The 15,381-nt window shown below is 70.2% G+C and carries 16 protein-coding genes; 14 read left to right on the top strand and 2 right to left on the bottom strand.

Annotated features, from left to right (window positions below; translation table 11 throughout):
• The first annotated feature begins 368 nt into the window (after nt 1-368).
• From CCN37_RS21675 to abc-f, 5 genes are all read left to right on the top strand, one after another.
• Nucleotides 369-563, top strand: coding sequence for a hypothetical protein (locus CCN37_RS21675; RefSeq protein ID WP_246843219.1), 195 nt, complete (start codon nt 369-371; stop codon nt 561-563).
• Complete coding sequence (locus tag CCN37_RS21670) at nt 556-1,170, top strand: DUF6879 family protein (protein ID WP_086823998.1); 615 nt, start codon at nt 556-558, stop codon at nt 1,168-1,170. The genes CCN37_RS21675 and CCN37_RS21670 overlap by 8 nt, the downstream gene beginning before the upstream one ends.
• A gap of 21 nt (nt 1,171-1,191) precedes the next feature.
• Entirely contained in the window at nt 1,192-3,582 is a 2,391-nt protein-coding gene (locus CCN37_RS21665; RefSeq protein ID WP_168200781.1) for a tetratricopeptide repeat protein, read from the top strand.
• Between the two features lie 7 nt (nt 3,583-3,589).
• Complete coding sequence (locus CCN37_RS21660; RefSeq protein ID WP_086823996.1) at nt 3,590-4,429, top strand: methionyl-tRNA formyltransferase; 840 nt, start codon at nt 3,590-3,592, stop codon at nt 4,427-4,429.
• A 206-nt stretch (nt 4,430-4,635) separates the two neighbouring features.
• Nucleotides 4,636-6,267, top strand: a complete 1,632-nt coding sequence (gene abc-f / locus CCN37_RS21655) for a ribosomal protection-like ABC-F family protein (RefSeq protein ID WP_086823994.1) — start codon at nt 4,636-4,638, stop codon at nt 6,265-6,267.
• Here abc-f and CCN37_RS21650 read toward each other — a convergent pair.
• Nucleotides 6,191-7,381: an MFS transporter gene (locus CCN37_RS21650; protein ID WP_246843218.1), complete on the bottom strand. Its 1,191-nt coding sequence runs from the start codon at nt 7,379-7,381 to the stop codon at nt 6,191-6,193. The genes abc-f and CCN37_RS21650 overlap by 77 nt on opposite strands.
• 82 nt (nt 7,382-7,463) lie before the next feature.
• Between CCN37_RS21650 and CCN37_RS21645 the strand changes: the two genes are divergently transcribed.
• Genes CCN37_RS21645 through CCN37_RS21635 form a run of 3 tightly spaced genes read left to right on the top strand, consistent with a single transcriptional unit; the run spans nt 7,464 to nt 9,167 of the window.
• Nucleotides 7,464-7,817, top strand: a complete 354-nt coding sequence (locus CCN37_RS21645) for a MerR family transcriptional regulator (protein ID WP_086824031.1) — start codon at nt 7,464-7,466, stop codon at nt 7,815-7,817.
• A gap of 11 nt (nt 7,818-7,828) precedes the next feature.
• Nucleotides 7,829-8,689 (top strand): metallophosphoesterase, encoded by an 861-nt coding sequence (locus tag CCN37_RS21640; protein ID WP_086824029.1) that lies wholly within the window; start codon nt 7,829-7,831, stop codon nt 8,687-8,689.
• 10 nt (nt 8,690-8,699) lie between these two features.
• Nucleotides 8,700-9,167: a glutathione peroxidase gene (locus CCN37_RS21635; RefSeq protein WP_086823990.1), complete on the top strand. Its 468-nt coding sequence runs from the start codon at nt 8,700-8,702 to the stop codon at nt 9,165-9,167.
• Nucleotides 9,168-9,275: 108 nt separating this feature from the next.
• Here the strand turns inward: CCN37_RS21635 and CCN37_RS21630 are convergent, their stop codons facing one another.
• The gene (locus CCN37_RS21630; RefSeq protein WP_086823988.1) at nt 9,276-9,983 is read right to left on the bottom strand and encodes a GntR family transcriptional regulator; all 708 of its coding nucleotides are present in this window, start codon (nt 9,981-9,983) and stop codon (nt 9,276-9,278) included.
• A gap of 108 nt (nt 9,984-10,091) precedes the next feature.
• Here CCN37_RS21630 and CCN37_RS21625 point away from each other — a divergent pair, with 108 nt between their 5' ends.
• The 6 genes from CCN37_RS21625 to CCN37_RS21600 are packed head-to-tail and all read left to right on the top strand — an operon-like array spanning nt 10,092 to nt 15,180.
• Complete coding sequence (locus tag CCN37_RS21625) at nt 10,092-11,345, top strand: MFS transporter (protein WP_086823986.1); 1,254 nt, start codon at nt 10,092-10,094, stop codon at nt 11,343-11,345.
• 15 nt (nt 11,346-11,360) lie between these two features.
• Nucleotides 11,361-12,161 carry a putative hydro-lyase gene (locus tag CCN37_RS21620; protein ID WP_371504716.1) on the top strand — a complete coding sequence of 267 codons (801 nt, stop codon included), beginning with the start codon at nt 11,361-11,363 and terminating at the stop codon, nt 12,159-12,161.
• Between the two features lie 5 nt (nt 12,162-12,166).
• The gene (locus CCN37_RS21615) at nt 12,167-12,928 is read left to right on the top strand and encodes a LamB/YcsF family protein (RefSeq protein ID WP_086823983.1); all 762 of its coding nucleotides are present in this window, start codon (nt 12,167-12,169) and stop codon (nt 12,926-12,928) included.
• Between the two features lie 2 nt (nt 12,929-12,930).
• Nucleotides 12,931-13,542, top strand: coding sequence for an allophanate hydrolase subunit 1 (locus CCN37_RS21610; protein ID WP_086823982.1), 612 nt, complete (start codon nt 12,931-12,933; stop codon nt 13,540-13,542).
• Nucleotides 13,539-14,396 (top strand): biotin-dependent carboxyltransferase family protein, encoded by an 858-nt coding sequence (locus CCN37_RS21605; RefSeq protein WP_086823980.1) that lies wholly within the window; start codon nt 13,539-13,541, stop codon nt 14,394-14,396. The genes CCN37_RS21610 and CCN37_RS21605 overlap by 4 nt, the downstream gene beginning before the upstream one ends.
• A 4-nt stretch (nt 14,397-14,400) precedes the next feature.
• On the top strand, nt 14,401-15,180 hold the full coding sequence (locus CCN37_RS21600; protein WP_210408145.1) for a GNAT family N-acetyltransferase: 780 nt from the start codon (nt 14,401-14,403) through the stop codon (nt 15,178-15,180).
• Nucleotides 15,181-15,381: the final 201 nt, after the last annotated feature.

Raw genomic sequence — 15,381 nt, 5'->3', positions numbered from 1 at the left:
CGATCATGCACCTCCGGACGGCGCAAGGCAGCTGCCTGAAAGGCTTTCTGGCACTTCTCTAGTCTTTACTCGCGGTGGCGGTGTGGAGCATGCTCGATTCGCCACTATGGCGGAGGTCTTCTGCGTCCACATGGTTGCTCCGGAATGAATGTCACGAAGTGTTTCTTGCGCCCGTGGCAAACTCGACGCGGCGGGTGAACCGCTCGTCCGTGCGGTGGACCGCCCTGCTTCGAGCAAGATCAACATGTTAAGATCAATTTTCTGACATGTCGTTGCGCGTTCGGGGGGCCGCCATGTTCCGCAGATGGGAAGCCGATAGTTCCGCCTCGTTCAAACGGCGGCTGGGGAAGTCCGCTCTCGAACTGGGGATGACCGATGACAATCCGACGTGCCCCGACCTCTGGGAGTTGGACAACGGCGACATCGCGGTCATCGGGCGGGACCTCACCGCGGAGTACGCCTCGCGCCTGCCGGTGGACGTGAGCATCGGGACCGACGAGCGGCTCGTCGTGCTGCCGCGCCGCATGCTGATAGCCGCGAAGGACGACATCCCCCATGAATGAGCTGCCCCCACCCGCGCCGACCGGCCGCAGGCTGTCACCGGAGGAGTACCTCGAGGACTTCTTCCCGAGGTTCTGGGCGATCGACCGGTACGACTTCTGGAAGCTGGAGCGCACCCAGACCTTCCGCGAGTCGGGCAGCGCGAGCTGGGACGCCTTCGCCAGGGGCGAATGGGAGGAGTCGCTGTCGCTGATCCGCCAGCGGCGGGACAAGCTGGAGGAGTACTACCGCCGCGTGCGCGGGAGCGGGTTCACCACCTATCGGGTCCGGGTCGTCGAATCCGCGATATCGCCCTACCTCCAATGGCAGCTCCATTCCCTGGTGCAGCGCGATGAACTCGGCGAGCGCATCCGTGTCGTCGGTGAGCGAGAAGTTCTTCCCCGTGAGCGAGAAGGACGATTGCCGGAAATCGTGACCGTCGGCGCTTCCGCGGTGTACGAGGTGTTGTACGACGACGACGGTGCGATTCTCGGCGCGGTTCTTTCTGAACGGCTCTCGGAAATCGAGGCCTGGCGCGATTTCATCCGAGGTCTGTACGAGGTCGGTGAAGGTGTCGAATCCTTCTTCCACAGGAGGGTCGCCCCGCTCGCCCCGCCGCGAGTCGCCTGAGGGATCGGGCGGCGGTCGACCATGACGAAGGAAGAGCACGGGGGCGAGCGGTGGGCGACGACCGAGTCGGAGCTCTCCGGTCAGGCCGAGCAGGTTGTTCAAGCTCGCGACGTCAGCGGCGGAATCCACTTCCACACCGGTGCCGAACGTGCCGGTGAGCGCGGAGCCGTGGTGCCGAGGCAGCTGCCGAGCGACGTGCGCGGGTTCGTGAACCGCTCGGCCGATCTCCAACGCCTCGACGTGTTCCTGGCCGAGCACAGGCAGGCCCGGCTCTCCCCGGTGTGCGTGATCGTGGGCACGGCGGGGGTCGGCAAGACCTCCTTCGCCGTGCACTGGGCGCACCAGGTGCTCGACCACTTCCCCGACGGCCAGCTCTACGTCAACCTCCGGGGCTACGACCCGGGGCGGCCGATCGCCCCGGAACAGGCCCTCGAACGGTTCCTCGCCGCGTTGGAGGTGCCCCGCGCGGCGATGCCTGAGGACCTGGAAGCGCGGGCCGGGGCCTACCGGTCGCGGATGGCGGGGCGCCGGATGCTCGTCGTGCTGGACAACGCCTCCAGCGTCGGCCAGGTCCGGCCGCTGCTGCCGGGATCGCCGGGTTGCCTGGTGCTGGTGACCAGCCGCGGCAGGCTCTCCGGCCTGATGGCGCGCGATGGCGCGCGGCGGCTGTCCCTGGACACGCTGGAGGAGGCCGAGGCGATCGCCCTGATCCGGGGGCTGGTCGGCGACTACCGGCCCGAGGACGAGCACGCCGAGGTGGCGGAGCTGGCCCAGCTGTGCGCCCGGCTGCCGCTCGCGCTGCGCATCGCCGCCGAGCGCGCGGCCTGTCGGCCGAGGATGCCGCTGCGCGAGCTGATCGCCGACCTCCGTGACGAGTCGGCGCTGTGGGACGCGTTGACCACCGGCGACGATGACGAGGCCGACGCCGTCCGCTCGGTCTTCGCTTGGTCCTACCGCGCCCTGCCTCAGCAGGAGAGCAGGCTGTTCCGGCTCCTCGGCCTGCACCCGGGGCCTGATCTCGGTGCCGAGGTGGCCGCCGAGCTGGCCGAGATCCCGGTCGGTGCCGCGCGGCGCCAGCTCGACCACCTCGCCGGAGCGCACCTGCTGGAGCAGCCGTCAGCGCGCCGCTACCAGTTCCACGACCTGTTGCGCGCCTACGCCCTCGACCAGGTCCGCCTGGAGGAGCCGCACGAGACAAGACATGCGGCGGTGCGCAGGATGCTGCTGTGGTACCTCCGGCGAGCGGCCGCGATGGTCCGGGCGGTGGCTCCGCGAGCAGCGCCGGTTCCACTGGTGCCCGATGACGTCGAGCCGTTCTCCGGCCACACCGCGGCCATCGACTGGTACGAGCGGGAACGGGCGAACCTCTTGGCGGCCGTGCGCGGTGCCGCCGACGCCGACTTCCCCGACATCGCGTGGCAGCTCGCCGCGTGCCTGCACCGCGTGTACGCCAAGCTGAACCACTTCGACGACTGGCGCGTCACCGCCGACATCGCGGTTCCCGCCGTGCGCGCGGTCGGCGGCAGAACCGACGAGGCCGCGATCCTGGAAAGCGTCGGCAAGATGCACGCGCAGTCCGGCCGACTGGCGGAGGCGATCCACTTTCACTTGGCAGCACTGGACATCCGCCGTTCCGAGGGCGACGTGGCCGGGGAGATCGCGTCGGTGAACGGGATCGGCCTCGCCCTCCTCCGATCGCACCGCCTCACCGAGGCCAGAACCCACTTCGCGCGGGCGCTGGAACTCGCCGTGCGCTCGGGTGACCGGGCCTGGGAAGCGATCGCCGCCAACGGCCTCGCGTACGCGTTGGTGGAGCTGCGGGAGCACGGCGAGGCCGAGTCGATGCACGCTCGGGCGATCGCGATCCACCGGGAGCTCGGCGATCGCGGTGCCGAAGGTGACGCGCTGCACTGCGCGAGCCAGATCAAGCGCGGCACGGGCGAGGTGGCTCAGGCGCTCACGGCCATCGAGACCGCACTCGGCATCGCTCAGGAATTCGGCAACCAGGCTTGGGAAGCCTGGTGGTTGGTCGAGTTCGGCCGGGTGCTGGTCGCGTTGGGGCGCGTGGACGAGGCGATCGACTCCTTCCACCGCGCTGCCGTGTCGCAGCGGCGGATCGGTGACCGCGGTCGTGAGGCGGCGGCGCTGGACGCGACCGGTGAGGCGTACCGTTTTCTGGGGCGGCACAAGGAGTCTGTGGCTTTCCACGGTCGCGCCGTTTCGGCCTTCCGGGAGCTCGGCGATCAGTGGGCACTGGCGGTGGCCTTGACCAATCTCGCCGAGGTCGCCGAGGAGTGCGGTGATCCCACGGCGAGCGAGCACGCGCGCGGGGCGCTGACGGCCCTGGGCGACTTCAGCGATCCCGCCGCTGCCGGGGTGCGCGCTCGCGCCGGCGCGGTGGTCGGGGAGTAGGCCCGTCATGGTGCTGCGTGTCGCGCTGGTGTCCTTCCGTGCGGATCTTTTCCTTGCCCTCCAAGCGGGGTGCGCGGCGAGCGGGCACGAGGTCGTGCTGGGCGTGGTCGGACGGTCCCGACGACCTGGCGGAGCCGCCGTCTCCGGTGTCGGAGCGAAGGTCGCCGACATCGTGCCGGTTCTGCCGACCGGAGTGGACCTGGTGCTGCCTGGCGACATCGGCGGTCTGGTCGACGCGCTGCGCGGCTACCGAGTGGACGTCGTCGTGGTGTGCGGCTTCTCGTGGCGCCTCCCACCGATCGCGCTGGCAGCTCCCGCGCTCGGTTTCATCAACGTGCACGCGTCGCTGCTGCCCCGCTACCGGGGGCCCGCTCCCGTCCAGTGGGCGCTTCGCAACGGGGACAACGACATCGGGGTCACCGCGCACTGGATGGACGAGCGGATCGACACCGGGAACGTCCTCGTCCAGCGCGGGGGAATCGCCTTGCCGGAGTACGTGACCTTCGACGAGCTGTGGCCGCTGCTCGGGCCGCACCTCCGGGACGTGGTCACCGCCGCCTTGGACCGCGCGGCGACGGGAGATCCCGGACGGCCGCAGGACGAGTCGCTGGCGACCTACGCGGGGGCGTTGGAGGCGGAGTACTCCCGCATCGACTGGTCGCGGTCCGCGCGCTCCATCCACAACCAGGTTCGGACCTTCCACTTCGGCGCGGGGATCGCCGGTCCCTACGCCGATGTGAACGGCGAGCGGGTGCGCGTGCTCCGCACCCGGCTCACCCCGGGCCCGGGCACCGTGGTCCACTGCGCCGACGCACCGATCTGGATCACCGAGGCCGAACCGGCGTGAGCGCGGTAATCCGCTGGCACGGTTCAGCCGCTGCGGATAGGGTCGACGCTGACATTGCCTACCTGTGGAGGCTCCGCGCTGTGCTCCTGAGCGACGACGACATCTCCGAGTGATACCGACCGGCCCCTCGTGCGGCCCGTCACCTCACTCCTCGTCCCGTCCTCCTCGGCCGCTGCTGTCGGCCGTGATCACAAGCGCGGTGAACCATGTCTCATCCTTCTCTTTCGTGCACTTCTCTGTCTTTCGCGTGGCCGGACGACACCCCGGTCTTCTCGGGGCTGACGCTGGCGATCGGGCCTGGTCGCACCGGGCTCGTCGCGCCCAACGGAGCCGGTAAGAGCACGCTGTTGCGGCTGCTCGTCGGCGATCTGCGGCCGAGTTCCGGCTCGGTCTCGGCGGAGGGCGAGGTCGGCTACCTGCCGCAGACGCTCGCGCTGACCCTCGACGACACGGTCGACGAGGTGCTGGGCATCGCGCCGGTCCGCGCGGCCATCGCGGCGATCGAGTCGGGCGATGCCTCGGAGGAGAACTTCGCGGTCGTCGGCTCCGACTGGGACGTCGAGGAGCGGGCGCGCGCGGTGCTCGACCGGCTCGGCCTGGCCGACGTCGGCCTTGACCGTCCACTACGGACGCTCAGCGGCGGGCAGATCATCTCGTTGGGCCTGGCGGCGCAGCTGGTGAAGCAGCCGGACGTGCTGGTGCTCGACGAGCCGACCAACAACCTGGATCTCGAAGCGCGCGAGCGGTTGTACGCCGTCGTGGAGTCGTGGAAGGGCTGCCTGCTGGTGGTCAGCCACGATCGCACACTGCTCGATCGCATGGACCAGATCGTCGAGTTGGTGGGCGATGAGGTCCGTGTGTACGGCGGGAACTTCACCGAGTACACCGAAGCCGTTGAGCGGGAGCAGGAAGCCGCCGAGCGCGCGGTCCGCTCGGCCGAGCAGGACGTGAAGCGGCAGAAGCGCGAGGCCCAGGAAGCCAAGGAGCGCGCGGCGAAGCGGGCCAGCAACGCCAAGAAGAACCTGTCCAACCTGGGGCTGCCGAAGATCATCGCCAACCAGCGCAAGAGCTACGCGGAGGAGTCGGCTGCCAAGGCCAACGACATGCACGCGCAGCGCTTGGAGGACGCCAGGACCAAGCTGGAGCAGGCGAATCACGACATCCGGCAGAAGTCGAAGATCGCGATCTCGTTGCCGGACACCGAGGTGCCCGCCGGGCGGACGGTGCTCGTCGCCGAAGGGCTCAACGCCGCTTACGGCACCGAGCCGGTGTTCGCCGAACCGGTGGACCTGGCGATTCGCGGGCCGGAGCGGATCGCGCTGATCGGCGGGAACGGCTCGGGCAAGTCGACGTTGCTGCGGATGCTGGACGGGCGGCTCGAACCGTCGGCGGGCACCGTGCGCAGGGCGGCGGGCCGGACCGCGTTCCTGTCGCAGCGGCTGGACACCCTGGATCAGGACCGCACGGTCTGGGAGAACCTGAAGGCGATGGCGCCGGAGCGGCCGGAAACCGAGCTGCGCCACCGGTTGGCGCAGTTCCTCTTCCGAGGCGACACCGTGCACCGCCCGGTCGGCGTGCTCTCCGGCGGGGAGCGGCTGAGGGCGACGCTGGTGTGCGTGCTCTCAGCCGATCCCGCGCCGCAGTTGCTGTTGCTGGACGAGCCGACCAACAACCTGGACCTGGTCAGCGTCGGCCAGCTGGAGAACGCGCTCGACTCCTACCAGGGCGCGTTCGTGGTGGTCAGCCACGACCTGGAGTTCCTCAAGGCGATCCGGGTGAACCGATGGCTGCGGGTGCGCGATGGCGGGCTCGCGGAGTCGAGCGAGCCCGGGACCTGATCAGCAGTGCCGTCGCGGTGCCCGCGAGCGCGGGTGCCGCGGCCAAGGCCGGCACCAGGGCGAGGCCGAGCCCGCCGCTGATCACGGCTCCGCCGAGCACGGGCCCGAAGGCCGCTGCGACGTTGAACGCGGAGATGTTCACCGAGGCGACCAGGCCCGACGCGCGGCCCGCCTCGCCCATCAGCCAGGTGTGCAGCAGCGGCCCAGTGGTGAACGCGCTCGCGCCGAGCACGAACAGCGCGAGCACCGCAGTCACCGTGTTGTGCATCAGGAAGCCTTGCGCCACAAGCAAAGCGGTCAGCACCGCGATCGGGATCGGCAGCACGCGGGGGATCGCGTCGGGCGGGACGCGACCGGCGAGGTTGCTGCCGACGATCGTGCCGAGGCCGTAGACCAGCAGGACCGCCGTGACCCATCCCGGGCTGAGGCCGGTGATCTCGCGCAGCGTCGGCGCGACGTAGGTGAAGGCCGTGATCATCCCGGCGAAGCTCAGGACGGTGGTGAGCAGACCGAGCAGGATCGCCGGCCTGGCGAAGGCGAACAGGCTCTCGCGCACGCCGGGCTCCTGCTCGTGCTCGACGCGCGGGCACGCCACGAGCACGCCGATCAGGCCGATCACGGTCAGCGCGGTGACGAGCACGAAGGACGCGCGCCAGCCGTACGCCTGGCCGACGAGCGTTCCGAGCGGCACACCGACCACAGTGGACAGTGCGATCCCGTTGACCACCTTGGCCACGGCGGCGGTGCGCCGCTCCGGTGGCACCGAGGCCACGGCGACCTGGGAGGCCACGGAGAAGAACAGGCCGTGGGCGAGCGCGCCGAGCATGCGGGCGCCCATCAGCAACGTGTAGTCGGCGGCGATCGCCGAGAGGACGGCGGCCACGGTGCCGAGCACCATCACCGAGACCAGCAGCGGGCGGCGGGGCAGGCGCGCGGTCAGCACGGTGAGCACCGGCCCGCCCAGCGCGACCGCGACGGCGTAGGCGGTCACCAGCATCCCGGCGACCGGGAGCGTGACGGAGAGGTCGGCGGCCACCTCGGGCAGGACTCCGACGATGACGAACTCGGAGGTGCCGATCGAGAAGGCGCACAGCATGAGGACTAGGGCGATCACGGAGGAGGACGCTAAAGTCTGACATGGGTGTGAGGGTCAAGCTCCGGTGATGTTCGCCGCGGCCGGGAATACGGGGGTGGGAATGCGGATCGGGGAGCTGAGCAGGCGGACGGGCGTGAGCGTCCGCATGCTGCGCTACTACGAAGAGCAGGGGTTGTTGAGCGCCGCGCGCACGAGCGGCGGCTATCGGGACTACACCGAGGACGTGGTGGAGCGCGTCGGGCGCATCCGCTGCCTGCTCAACTCGGCGCTGCCCACGGCGGTCGTGCGCAAGGTGCTGACGTCGCTGTGCGGGGACGCGGCGACGGTGCGCCCGCTGCTGGGCGTGCTGGAGCGGGAGCTTGCCGAGCTCGACGAGCGCATGGGCCGCCTCGCCACGAGCCGGGCACATTTGGCTGGTCTCATCGACGACGTTCGCGTCCGGGCTCGCGGGTAGTGTCGGTGTCCATGCAGCCACAGTCCACCGGCCCCAACCTGCTCGCCGTCGCCGACCTGCACATGGACCGCGAGGCGAACCGGGAGGTCCTGCACGGCATCCGCCCGGAGACCGATGGGGACTGGCTCATCGTCGCGGGCGACGTCGCCGACCTGGTCGAGGACGTGGAGTACGCGCTGCGGCTGCTGCGCGAGCGCTTCGCCAAGGTGATCTGGGTGCCCGGCAACCACGAGCTGTGGACGCTGCCCAAGGACCCCGTGCAGCTCAAGGGCGAACCGCGCTACCGGCACCTGGTCGAGCTGTGCCGCAGCCTCGACGTGGTCAGCCCGGAGGACGAGTACCCGGTGTGGGACACGGGCACGGAGAAGCTGGTACTGGCGCCGCTCTTCCTGCTCTACGACTACACGCTGCGCAACGAGGGCGAGACCAAGCAGCAGGCCCTCGAACGCGCGCACGAGGCCGGAGTGGTCTGCACCGACGAGGTCTTCCTGCACGCCAACCCCTACCCCGGCCGCGACGCGTGGTGCCGGGCGCGGGTGGCCTACACCAAGCGCCGCCTCGACGCGGTCCCCGAGGACATGCGCACGGTGCTGATCTCGCACTGGCCGCTGCACCCCGGGCCGACGAAGCGGCTGTACTGGCCGGAGTTCGCGCTGTGGTGCGGCACCAAGCTGACCGAGGACTGGCACACCCGCTACCGCGCCGCCGTCGCCGTGTACGGGCACCTGCACATCCCGCTCACCGACACCTACGACGGAGTCCGCTTCGAAGAGGTGTCCCTCGGCTACCCGCGCGAATGGCAACCCCGTGGCCTGCCCAGGGGCGTGCTGCGCAAGGTCCTGCCGGAACCCGCTGTCCTGCACCGAGTCTGAGGAGTTCGAGTTGCTTTCGATCGATGGCGTCACCGAGCCGCACCAGCTGACCGACGGCAAGGCCGTGCTCGTCGTGAACGTCGCTTCGCGCTGCGGCCTGACCCCGCAGTACACCGCGCTGGAGGAGCTCCAGCGCGAGTACGGCGAGCGCGGGTTCACCGTGATCGGCGTGCCGTGCAACCAGTTCGCGGGCCAGGAGCCCGGATCGCAGGAGGAGATCGAGTCCTTCTGCTCCACCACCTACGGCGTCACCTTCCCGCTGACGTCCAAGATCGACGTCAACGGCCCTTCGCGCCACCCCCTCTACACGGCGCTGACCGCCCACCCCGACGCCGCCGGCGAGGCGGGCGACGTCCAGTGGAACTTCGAGAAGTTCCTCCTCGCGCCGGACGGCAAGGTCGTGGCCCGCTTCCGCCCCGCCACCGAGCCCAAGGCCGCCGAACTCATCACCGCCCTCGAATCCGTCCTCCCCGCCTAACCCCTCGTCCGCGAGGCCGAATTTTTCGTTTTTTGGCAACGCGTTGCGAATGAGAGCGCTCCCAAATCACAACAAGTAGCCAAAACGCGAAAATGACGGCTGGGTGGGCTACGGCGCGGGGGAGGGGGATCGGGTGGCGAAACCGGCGAGCAGTTGGGTTTCGGCGACGGTGAGGTAGTCGGAGAGTTTCTCCGAGGCTGAGGGGCCGTCGCCGCGGCGCAGGTCGATGAGGATGGCCTGGTTGCGGCTGAGGTAGGGGCCGTGGAAGCGCTCGGGGTCGTTCATCACGTGGAACGCCAGCCGGAGCTCGGCGATGATCTGCTGCATCATCTCGTCGAGCCGGGGGCTGTTCGCCAAGCCGGTCAGGGCCTGGTGGAAGTGCATGTTGGCGGTGCCCAGCTCGCGCCACGCGCCGGCGCGCTCGGCCCGCTCACCCTCGGCGACGGCGGCCTCGACCTGGGCCAGCCCGGCGGGCGGGGCGGTGATCGCGCTGACGACGGAGCACTCGATCATCCGCCGCACCCGGTAGAGGTCGCGGACGTCGTCGGTGGTCAGTGAGCGCACGAAGACGCCGCGGTTCATCTCATGGGTCAGCAGGCGCGCGTGCGTGAGCAGCCGGAACGCCTCGCGCAGGGTGTTGCGGGAGATGCTGAGCGCCTTGACGATCTTGTCCTCGGCCAGGCGCTCGCCGGGCTGGAAGGCCCCCTCGATGATCCGCGTCCGCAGGATCTCGGCCACCTTCTCCGCCGTGCTCGTGCGGCCGAGCAGCGCGCGGTCGGCTTCCAGGGAGAGCGAGGCGTTCACGTGATCAGTCAAGCACCGGATACCAGAACGAAACAACCTTCCTCTTGAAGGATCGTTCAACAATCCTCTACCGTGACCTTTCCCCAAGTGTGGGGCACCCCACACGCAGCTGGAGGGCAGATGAGCACGGACACAGCCCCGGACACGCGGCCCTTCGCGTGGTTCCGCACCCTCGGCCCCAAGGGCAAGCGCGCGTTCGTCGGTTCCTTCGGCGGCTACGGCCTCGACTCCTACGACTTCCAGGTGCTGCCGCTGGGCATGGTCGCGATCTCGGCGTACTTCGGGATCTCCAGCGGGCAGGCGGGTCTGCTCAGCACCGTCACGCTGGTGATGTCCGCGGTCGGCGGCATCGGCGCGGGCATCCTCGCCGACCGCGTCGGCCGGGCGCGCACCCTGATGGCCAGCGTGCTGGTCTACGCCGTGTTCACCGCGCTCTGCGGGTTCGCGCCGACCTACGAGCTGCTGCTGGTTTTCCGTGGCCTGCAAGGGATCGGCTTCGGCGCGGAGTGGGCGGCGGGCGCGATCCTGGTCGCCGAGTACGCCTCGTCGCAGTACCGGGGCCGCACGGTCGCCTTCATCCAGAGCGCGTGGGCGGTCGGCTGGGGGCTCGCCGTCGTGGTCTACACCGTGGTCTTCAACCTGGTGGACCCCGACCTCGCCTGGCGGGTGCTGTTCTGGACCGGAGCCCTGCCCGCGCTGCTGATCCTCTACGTGCGGCGCAACGTCACCGACTCGCCGAAGACGGAAGCCAGTCGCACCAAGGAGAAGCAGCGCGGAACGCTGCGCGGGATCATGCGCGGCGAGCTCGGGCGGACCACGTTCTTCGCCTCGCTGCTCGCCACGGGCGTGCAGGGCGGCTACTACACGCTCGCCACGTGGATTCCGGCCTACCTCAAGACCGATCGTGAGCTGACCATCGTCGGCACGGGCGGTTACCTCGCCTTCCAGATCGCGGGCGCGTTCCTCGGCTACGTCACCGGCGGGTACTTCGCGGACTGGTTGGGGCGCAAGAAAACCTTCGTGCTGTTCGCGGTGCTCTCGGCGGTGCTGATCATCGCCTACACGGCCGTTCCGGTCGGAGCGGACACGCTCGTGCTCATCCTCGGATTCCCGCTCGGCTTCTGCACTTCGGCCATCTTCAGCGGCTTCGGCGCCTACCTCGCGGAGCTGTACCCGTCGGCGCTGCGCGGAACCGGCCAGGGCTTCACCTACAACCTCGGCCGCGCGGTCGGGTCGCTGTTCCCCACGATCGTCGGCTTCCTCGCCGTGACGATGGGCATCGGCGGCGCCATGATCGTCGGAGCGTTCGGCTACGGCCTCGCCGTAGTCGCGCTGTTCTGGCTTCCGGAAACCGTTGGCACTGAGCTGGAATGAGGCGAGATGTCCACTGTGTACACACCGGATGAGCGTGCCCGTCTCGCCCCGGAGACCGCCCGCTCGGTGTTCCGCTCCGGCGTCGTCGAGCCGACCAGCGGCTGGTCGCACGGCCACGCCCAGGCCAACATGATCTCTGTCCCGGAGGACTGGGCCTACGACGTGCTGCTGTTCGCGCAGCGCAACCGCAAGCCCTGCCCGGTGCTCGACGTGACCGACGCCGGGGCGACGAGCACGATCCTGGCCGGCGGAGCGGACCTGCGCACCGACCTGCCGCGCTACCGGGTGTGGGAGCGCGGCGAGCTGGTCGACGCGCCGACGGACGTGCTCGCGCACTGGCGCAAGGACCTGGTGACCTTCCTGATCGGGTGCAGCTTCACCTTCGAGTTCGCGCTGAGCACGGCGGGCGTCCCGCTCCGGCACGTCGAGCAGGGCCGCAACGTGTCGATGTACGTGACCAACCGGCAGTGCCGCCCGGCGCGGCGACTGCACGGGCCGATGGTGGTGTCCATGCGCCACGTCCCGGCGCCGTTGATCCAGACCGCGACACGGGTCAGCGGCCTGATGCCCGAGGTCCACGGCGCTCCGGTGCACGTGGGAACGCCCGCGAAACTGGGTATCCGCGACCTGGCGAAGCCGGACTTCGGCGACGCCGTCAAGCCGCACAAGGGCGACGTGCCGGTGTTCTGGGCGTGCGGGGTGACACCGCAGGCCGCGCTGATGGCGTCCAAGCCGCCGTTCGCGATCACCCACGCGCCCGGGCACATGTTCGTCACGGACAAACCGGACTCGGACTACCGGGTGGGTGCAGAATGAGCTCGATGATCATCGACCTGAACAGCGATCTCGGCGAGGGCTTCGGGCCGTGGCCGATGGGCGATGACGAAGCCCTGCTCGGCATCGTGAGCAGCGCGAACGTCGCCTGCGGGTTCCACGCCGGGGACCCGTCGACCATGCGGCGGGTGTGCGCGCTCGCGGTCGCCGGGGGCGTGGCGGTCGGGGCGCACGTCGGCTACCGCGACCTCGCGGGCTTCGGCAGGCGCGCGATCGACGTCGAGCCCGGGGAGCTGGCCGACGAAGTGCTCTACCAGCTCGGCGCGCTCGACGCCTTCGCCCGAGCGGCAGGGGATCGCGTGCGCTACGTCAAACCGCACGGCGCGCTCTACAACACGGCCGTGCGCGACGAGAAGCAGGCGGGCGCGATCGTCGCGGCGATCCGGGCCTACGACCCGGCGTTGCCGGTGATGTGCCTGCCGGGCTCGCGGTTGCTGGAGCTGGCCGAGGAGGCCGGAATCCCCGCTGTGGCAGAGGCTTTCGCCGATCGGGCCTACACGCCGGAGGGCACGCTCGTGTCGCGGCGCGAGCCCGGCGCGGTGCTGCACGACGTCGACGAGATCGTCCAGCGCTGCGTTCGGATGGCGGCGGGGGAGGAGATCGCGGCGATCGACGGCTCACCGCTCAAGATCGAATCGCGCTCGATCTGCGTGCACGGCGACACACCCGGAGCCGTGGAGATCGCGACGAAGGTCCGCGCCGGGCTGGACGCGGCGGGCGTGACGGTCGAACCCTTTGGAGCCCGCTGACCATGCAGGTGCACCGCTGCGGTCGTGACGCCGCGCTGGTCGAGCTGTCCGGGCTCGACGAAGTCCTCGGCCTGCACGCGGCACTGCGGGCCGAGGAACCGAGCTGGCTGGTCGAGCTGGTCCCGGCGGCCACAACCCTGTTGGTGCGCTTCGACCGCGCACTGACCACAATGGACAGAGCGATCGAGCACGTTGCCGCGCTTGAGCACTCCACTGTGGACGGACACGACCTCGGCGAGGTCGTCATCCCGGTGCGCTACGACGGCGAAGACCTCGCGGCCGTGGCTTCGCGCGCCGGGATGACCGAGGCAGAGGTCGTCGAGCGGCACACCCGCGCCCGCTACACCGTCGCCTTCTGCGGGTTCGCGCCCGGCTTCGGCTACCTCACCGGCCTGGATCGCGAATTGTGGCTGCCGCGCAGGGAAACCCCGCGCACGCGCGTGCCCGCCGGATCGATCGCGCTGGCCGACCAGTACGCCGGGGTCTACCCGCGCTCCTCGCCCGGCGGGTGGCACATCCTGGGCAGTACGCACCTGGCGGTGTGGGACGTCGACCGCGATCCGCCCGCGCTGCTCGTGCCCGGAACCCCCGTCCGCTTCGAGGTGGTCCGGTGATCACGATCGTCGACCCCGGCCCGCAGGCGCTCGTGCAGGACATGGGGCGGCCCGGCCTGGCCAAGCTCGGCGTCGGGTGCTCCGGCGCGGCCGACCGGCGCAGCCTCGCGCTGGCCAACCGCCTCGTCGGCAACCCGGAAACCCTTGCCGGAGTGGAGATCACCTTCGGTGGCCTGGTCGCGCGCTTCGCCGAGCCCGCGCTGGTCGCGGTGACCGGAGCGCCGTGCTCGGTGAAGGTGGGCGCGCGCGCCACCGACATGTACTCGCCGATCCACGTGCGCGCGGGCGACGAACTCCGGCTCGGGCGGCCGAGCGCGGGGCTGCGCAGTTACCTCGCGGTGCGCGGCGGAGTGGACGTCCCGCCGGTGCTCGGCTCGCGCGCGACGGACCTGCTCTCCGGGCTGGGCCCAGAACCCCTTGCCGCAGGCGCGGTTCTGCCGATCGGAGTGTCCACAGAGGACTATCCCGGCGTTGACCTGGCCCCGCAGGCGCCGTATCCGGCCGAGCCCGAGCTGCGCGTGCTGCCGGGCCCGCGCGCGAACTGGTTCACCGACGACGCCCTGCAAGCCCTGTGCGGAGACGCGTACGAGGTCAGCCCGTCCAGCAACCGCATCGGCGTGCGGCTCAGCGGCCCCGTGCTGCGCAGGCGGGAGCCGGACCGCGAGCTGCCGCCGGAAGCGATGGTGCTCGGCGCCCTCCAGGTCCCGCCCTCCGGCCAGCCGATCCTGTTCCTGGCCGATCACCCGGTGACCGGCGGCTACCCGGTGATCGGCGTGGTCGAGCCGCAGGACCTGCACCTTGCGGCACAGTTGCGGCCTGGCCAGCGAATTCGCTTCCGCGCGGCGGCACCATAGGAGCATGACCGACCTCGCCGACGCCCTGGGGCGCAACCACGCCGAGCACGCCGCGCACCTGCTGCGGGGAACGCCGGGCGCGCGCGTCGACGAGCCGGATGACGTGCTCGTCGCCGACAGCGGCCTCACCGACGACACGTTCAACATGGTGATCAACGCGCGTTTCGCCGAGTCGGCGGTCGACCAGCGCATCGCGGAGGTCGTCGCGTCGCTGCCGCAGGGCCGCCCGTTCACCTGGTGGGTCGGCCCGAACTCGCTGCCCGCCGATCTCTCCGACCACCTCGCCAAGGCCGGTTTCCCGCCCATCCCCGAGGTGGAGACCGCGATGTGGTTCCCGCTTTCGGACGTGGCCGAAACGCGGCGGACGGATCTGGAGATCGTCAAGGTCAGCACCGAGCGGCAGCTCGCGGACTTCGCGGCAGCGCTCGCGCCACTGTGGACACCGCCGTCGCCGACGGTGCCGGAGTTCTACGCGATGGTCGCCGACAAGGCGCTGCGGCCGGACTGCCCGGCGCGCTTCTTCGTCGGCTACCGCGACGGCGAACCGGTCGCGACGGCCGAGGTCTTCCTGAGCGCGGGCGTCGCGGGCATCTACAACATCGCCACCGCTGTTGAGCACCGCAGACGTGGCTACGCGGTGGCGCTGACCTCCGCCGCTCTCGCCGAGGCCGCGCGCGCCGGGTACGAAGCGGCAGTGCTCCAGGCTTCGGAGGCGGGTGAGCTGGTGTACCGCAAGCTCGGCTTTCGCGAGATGGGCGCGGTGCGCGAACACGCACTCGCCTGAGATCAACGCCCCGAGTCGCGGGAAACTACCAGGATCGAGTTCGGGCACCGGACAGAACACTGTCATTAGGTTGAGGCAGGGTTGTCGCACGTGTCACGCCGACCTAACATCCAGTGCACGGTGTGGAAACGATTCCATGTGCTTTCTTGATCGCGAAGGGGATCGGGGGGCGTTTCCCGCGTGGGGGAGGGTGTTCGTGGG

Origin of the sequence: Allokutzneria sp. NRRL B-24872, from assembly GCF_002155965.1 — a bacterium.
Classification (GTDB): domain Bacteria; phylum Actinomycetota; class Actinomycetes; order Mycobacteriales; family Pseudonocardiaceae; genus Allokutzneria.
The sequence above is the reverse complement of the archived record's forward strand: the minus strand, read 5'-3'. Positions and strand labels throughout refer to the sequence as shown.

Excerpts from the sequence above, each read along its gene's own strand:
- CCN37_RS21675 (WP_246843219.1), top strand. The coding sequence starts at position 369 with ATGACCGATGACAATCCGACGTGCCCCGACCTCTGGGAGTTGGACAAC.
- CCN37_RS21670 (WP_086823998.1), top strand. The coding sequence starts at position 556 with ATGAATGAGCTGCCCCCACCCGCGCCGACCGGCCGCAGGCTGTCACCG.
- CCN37_RS21665 (WP_168200781.1), top strand. The coding sequence starts at position 1,192 with ATGACGAAGGAAGAGCACGGGGGCGAGCGGTGGGCGACGACCGAGTCG.
- CCN37_RS21660 (WP_086823996.1), top strand. The coding sequence starts at position 3,590 with ATGGTGCTGCGTGTCGCGCTGGTGTCCTTCCGTGCGGATCTTTTCCTT.
- abc-f (WP_086823994.1), top strand. The coding sequence starts at position 4,636 with ATGTCTCATCCTTCTCTTTCGTGCACTTCTCTGTCTTTCGCGTGGCCG.
- CCN37_RS21645 (WP_086824031.1), top strand. The coding sequence starts at position 7,464 with ATGCGGATCGGGGAGCTGAGCAGGCGGACGGGCGTGAGCGTCCGCATG.
- CCN37_RS21640 (WP_086824029.1), top strand. The coding sequence starts at position 7,829 with ATGCAGCCACAGTCCACCGGCCCCAACCTGCTCGCCGTCGCCGACCTG.
- CCN37_RS21625 (WP_086823986.1), top strand. The coding sequence starts at position 10,092 with ATGAGCACGGACACAGCCCCGGACACGCGGCCCTTCGCGTGGTTCCGC.
- CCN37_RS21615 (WP_086823983.1), top strand. The coding sequence starts at position 12,167 with ATGATCATCGACCTGAACAGCGATCTCGGCGAGGGCTTCGGGCCGTGG.
- CCN37_RS21610 (WP_086823982.1), top strand. The coding sequence starts at position 12,931 with ATGCAGGTGCACCGCTGCGGTCGTGACGCCGCGCTGGTCGAGCTGTCC.
- CCN37_RS21600 (WP_210408145.1), top strand. The coding sequence starts at position 14,401 with ATGACCGACCTCGCCGACGCCCTGGGGCGCAACCACGCCGAGCACGCC.